This is a genomic window from Plasticicumulans sp., assembly GCF_035331805.1.
Classification (GTDB): Bacteria; Pseudomonadota; Gammaproteobacteria; order Competibacterales; family Competibacteraceae; genus Plasticicumulans.
The window spans coordinates 2,804-4,118 of record NZ_DAOLKE010000314.1 but is presented as its reverse complement, the minus strand read 5'-3'; the positions used below and the strand labels follow the sequence as shown (position 1 = coordinate 4,118).

Below are 1,315 nucleotides of genomic sequence, written 5' to 3'. Positions count from 1 at the left end.
TTTCAGTCCTCGACCCCGGTCGCCGCGCGGCTGCGGCGCACCAGTTCGATGAGCTTCGGCTGCGGTTCGAGCACGACCGGCTGCGACGGCCACTCCAGCCCGGCCGCTTCGGCCGCCAGGCGCGCAGCCTCGAACAGCGCGCAGGCGGCCTCGGCATCGAGCGTGAACGGCGTGACGCTGCCGTCGGCGGCGATCAGCTCGTAGGCAGCCAGACCGGCCGGGATCAGCAGGCAGCGCGAACGAAGATCGAGACCGCCCTGCTCGCGCTGCAGCGCCAGCGCCGCCAGCGCCAGCGCCGCGAGCACGGTGCGGGCGGCGTGGTTGCGCGCGGCATCGGGCGTGCCGTCGGCCTGCGGGAAACGCAGCTTGCGCAGGCCCGGCAGCGACAGCACGGCGCAGAGTTCGGCGCGATCGAGGGTGACGCCGCCCCGGAGCGGCTCGCCTTTCTTGACGGTGGCGAGGTTTTCCTCGGCGAGATCGAGCGTCGGCGGGATGTTCGAGTGGTTGAGCGCGGAGGGCTTGGTTTTCTCCGGTCCGGACTTGCCCTGTTTCGCGGCACCGGCATCGGTGGTCCAGTCCTCATCGGGCGTGACGTAGATCTCGATGTTCTTGATGCCGAGCGGATCGATGCGCGACGAGGTATGCACGCCGGCCTGTACGCCGTAGCCGATGATCTCGGCGCTGAGTGCGCGGGCGAACTTGGTGCCGAGGCCGCCGACGCTGCCGGTCGAATCCCACATCCCGAACACCAGCGCCGTCGGGCACCAGCGGAACAGGCCGTTGGCATCGCGAATCGTCGATTCGATGAAAGCCTTGCCGATCACGCTGTCGCGAAACGGCACGCCGTCGAGCGTCGAGTCGCGGAAAATCGCATCGGCGATCCGGTGCGGCGCTTCGAGCGTGCTGACGGCGCCGAGGTCGCTGAACTCCGCGAAGCGCGCCTCGATCAGCGGCAGCCGCAGCCGCCCGTCACGCAGCGCATCGAGCAGCGCCAGCTCGCAGCGGTTGGCCTGCGACTGCACCGAATCGAGCAGCACGCAGCGCACGTCCTGCCCATCGACCCGCCGCGTTTCCCACGCGTACTGCCCGCCCTCGTGCGTCGGCGGAAACACCTTGCTGCCCGGCCCGCCCGCCGGCTCCAGCGCCTGCCGCAACCGGATCGCCGCTGCGCCGGCCACGGCGGCCTGCAGGCGGTCGAGGGTGAGGATGAAGTCGGTGCTCATGACAGAAACCTCCGGTGTCCGGATGTGCGGTGTGCGGATGGGCAAAGCGTGCAGGGCGGGGCGGGGCGCGGGGGCAGCGACTAGCTAGCCGG

Annotated in this window: 1 protein-coding gene; it reads right to left on the bottom strand. The window is 70.6% G+C overall.

Translation table 11 applies throughout. The annotated features are described in order from the left end of the window. Positions 1 to 2: 2 nt before the first annotated feature. Complete coding sequence (gene cas7u / locus PKE44_RS15980; protein WP_324553107.1) at positions 3 to 1,223, bottom strand: type I-U CRISPR-associated RAMP protein Csb1/Cas7u; 1,221 nt, start codon at positions 1,221 to 1,223, stop codon at positions 3 to 5. Positions 1,224 to 1,315 lie beyond the last annotated feature (92 nt).